Raw genomic sequence first — 3421 nt, 5'->3', positions numbered from 1 at the left:
CAAGCCAGCAACCTGACCATACAGGGCAGCACCGTCGAAGCCGGCAAGGCCGTGCAACTCATCGCCGAAAACGAAGCCCGGCTTCTGGCCGCGCAAAACCTCGCCAGCGAACGCAGCACCAACAGCAGCAGCTCGGGCAGCGTCGGCGTGAGCTTTGGCACCGACGGCTTCCTCGTCAATGTCAGCGCCAGCAAAGGCAAGGGCCGCACCAACGGCGACGACACCAGCTACACCAACAGCCAGATCAAGGCCGGTGAAAAAGTCAGCCTGACCACAGGCGGCGACGCCACCCTGCAGGGCGCCGTGATCCGGGCCGAGCAGGTCAAGGCCGACATCGGCGGCAACCTCAACATCRCCTCATTGCAGGACAGCAGCACYTACACCAGCAGCCAGCAAAGCCTGGGCGGCTCACTGAGCGTGGGCGTCGGCAAGATCAGCGGCAGCMTCAGCGCTTCCAGCAGCAACATCAACTCCAACTTCCAGAGCGTTGCCGAACAAAGCGGCATCAAGGCCGGCAGCGGMGGCTTCCAGGTCAGCGTGGCGGGCAACACAGCCCTGCTGGGCAGCGTCATCGCCAGCGACAACCAGGCGGTCAACGCCCAGAAGAACAGCTTCAAGACCGGCGGCACGCTAAGCATCAGCGACATCCAGAACACCGCCAGCTACAAGGGCGAGTCAATCGGCATCAGCTTTGGCGGCGGCGCCACCGCCAAGACTGCCGGCATCAACGGCCTGGGCATAGGCATCGGCTCAGACAAGGGCGATGCCAGCAGCACCAGCAGCGCAGGCATAAGCGGCATTGCTGGCAACACCGCCGTCAGAAGCACTGATGCGGAGACCGGCCTTAAACCCATCTTTGATGCGGCCAAAGTGCAGGCCGAGATCAATGCGCAGGTGCAGATCACGCAGGCGTTTACAAGGGAAGCACCGAAGGCGGTTGCGAGCTTTGCGGCCAACCAGGCGGCAGCACTGCGGATTCAGAAGAACGAGGACGAAGCCAAAAAGTGGGATGAGGGCGGCATTTACCGGATCGCGCTTCACACAGCGGTGGGGGCTCTGGGCGGCGGCTTTGATGGTGCAGTAGGAGCAGCAGCCAGTGCGAGTTCCGCAAACCTGATGAACGCCTTGCAAGACGGCATTCAGCAGGGCCTGGTGGCTGCAGGCCTGAGCGATGGCGCCGCCAAGGCGCTGGCGCAAACCGTAGCGACGCTGACTGCAGCGGGTGTGGGTGCTGCTGTGGGTGGTGCGCAAGGGGCGGTTACTGCTGCGACGGTGGATGCCAATAATCGGCAGTTGCATTTAGTTAGCAAAGACCAAGTCAGGGCACTGGCGAAGGAGGAAGCTGCAAAATTAGGAACCACAGAAGAAAAGCTTTATCAGGCTAGCCTAATGGTGCTAGGTGACTATTTCGATGCTAACGGAGACATCCGCCCGGAATTTAACAACGTAACCGCTGACGAGTACATGCAAGCGCAGCGAATGTTGCTCGCGCAACCGGCGAAATCACTCATGGCGCAAGAAATGGCCGAAGCATTGCGTGTTGTTCTGCCTCAGTTTGCTTCGCCTGATGAGGGAACCGTTAACGTTGGCCGTGTTATCGCCGGATTGTCAAAAGCTGTGGATTTGATGAAGGTGGGCGCTGGGAGGTTCGCGGTTGATAGGCCAAAGTTGGGCTCGGTAACAGACGCAAATTTTGCTCAAACTTCCATTCGTAGTGATGAGAAATTCAGTGTGGATGGCCGTGAGAAATACAGCCTTCTAGGTGCAGGGCCGATTAACACGGTAGATGATTTGGCTTCGGCGCTTAGTAAAGGCTTGATCCGACCAAGCCAAGTTCCTGTGGATTACGTGACAACCTCAGATGGAACTAAGTTGATTTTGAATACTCGAACCTCCGTTGCATTGGATCGTGCTGGAATTTCACAATCGCAATGGTATGGTTCGAATAAAACTGGGATGCAGGTACCGGGAGAGCAAGCAGGTATTACCTTTGACAAGTTGGCGGCACAACAGCTTGCCAACAACCAGTTACCGAGTACAGGAACACCCAATATGCCGGGGAGCAAAAAATGAAAGCAGGACACCCAGTTGAAGTCCACAACCCTTATGAGTGGTTGCCGGGGCATGGAGAAAGTGACATTGCGCTGTCTGCCAAGGATGGAGACTTGGCCGTTACGATTTCATATGACAGCCCAAGCGGCGTTGCTCAGAAGGAGCTTTTGTTCAAGAGTGTTTGTGCGTTTTACAGAGCCTCATCGCCTGGGGTAAATCTCCTAAACATTGAACATCACGGCGCGAGTGACGTGCCCATAGGGTCGTTGGTTGAATACGTTGAATCAGAGGCCGCAGTAGCCTGGGCAGAGCACTTTCAAGGACGGCGAACAGTTAAACACTACTCGATTCGGTTTCAAAGCGAAAATTCCCGACTGGAGATATTTGCAGGAGATTTTTTCATTAGATAGTTGGTGGTGGAATGGGGCAAAGAAACTCTGCGGGAACGTGCCGAATTAACCAAACATCATTGTCTGCTTGATAAAATATATGCCCCTGCGCATGCATCTCACTCGCTGCGATTCTCAATATGACAATATCACCGTGCCGCATACCCACTGACGCAGCAGTTTTGTTGTCGTGTGACAGATGTACAAAATGACGGTCTCCGGGGACTAAGCCTGCTTTGAGAATCGACTCCAAGAAACGTGTCGCAGTTCCATGGAACAACGTCGACGGCGGCGCTTTTTCTGTATGGGTAATTGTTACTGTTTTGGTTGAGTGGCCTTGTGCCGCGCGAATTTTCAGACCGTCATCAGAAATAGTGAATCGCTTCTTGTCACTTTCGCGAACTATATTTCGCAGAGTCATTGAGTCGAGAGGTTGGCCGGCCTGGTTGGAGCAGACCAGTAGCTTCTCTATTTCCGCCCAGCCTTCACTGTCTAGCACTAATCCAATGTCTTCAGGCTTATGCCGTAGGACATAACTTAGAAATTTACTGATAGCTGCGGAAGACATGTAACTACTCTTGCTGTTTATTGAACTAGTTTTAATCTTAGCTCGAAGGTAGTCGATTTATCAGTGATGCGGCAGGTGGAAGTAAACGCAATTTCTTCTCTGGTGCTTGAAGATTGCCGACCCTGGCAAAGGCAGGACTGTCGGTGAGGACAACATCACSGCYGGCAACAACATCACCATTGCCGCCACCGGCGGCGGRCAAGCCAGCAACCTGACCATACAGGGCAGCACCGTCGAAGCCGGCAAGGCCGTGCAACTCATCGCCGAAAACGAAGCCCGGCTTCTGGCCGCGCAAAACCTCGCCAGCGAACGCAGCACCAACAGCAGCAGCTCGGGCAGCGTCGGCGTGAGCTTTGGCACCGACGGCTTCCTCGTCAATGTCAGCGCCAGCAAAGGCAAGGGCCGCACCAAC

3 protein-coding genes are annotated in these 3421 nt (G+C 55.3%); 2 read left to right on the top strand and 1 reads right to left on the bottom strand.

Annotated elements, in window-relative coordinates; genetic code table 11:
- Positions 1–2073, top strand: a 2073-nt coding sequence (locus tag AC1DY9_RS23340; protein ID WP_477667800.1) for a hemagglutinin repeat-containing protein, incomplete at its 5' end; no start/stop codon positions are given.
- Between the two features lie 381 nt (positions 2074–2454).
- On the opposite strand, the gene AC1DY9_RS23335 is transcribed toward AC1DY9_RS23340, so the two are convergent.
- Positions 2455–3009, bottom strand: a complete 555-nt coding sequence (locus AC1DY9_RS23335) for an RNA 2'-phosphotransferase (RefSeq protein ID WP_457282616.1) — start codon at positions 3007–3009, stop codon at positions 2455–2457.
- A gap of 106 nt (positions 3010–3115) precedes the next feature.
- On the opposite strand from AC1DY9_RS23335, the gene AC1DY9_RS23330 reads away from it, so the two are divergent.
- Positions 3116–3421, top strand: a 306-nt coding sequence (locus tag AC1DY9_RS23330) for a hemagglutinin repeat-containing protein (RefSeq protein ID WP_477667799.1), incomplete at its 3' end; no start/stop codon positions are given.

The organism is Polaromonas sp. P1_F6 (assembly GCF_056405695.1).
This window is presented reverse-complemented; position numbering and strand designations above follow the sequence as displayed.

Coding starts and splice junctions, on each gene's coding strand:
- AC1DY9_RS23335 (WP_457282616.1), bottom strand. CDS start 3,009: ATGTCTTCCGCAGCTATCAGTAAATTTCTAAGTTATGTCCTACGGCAT.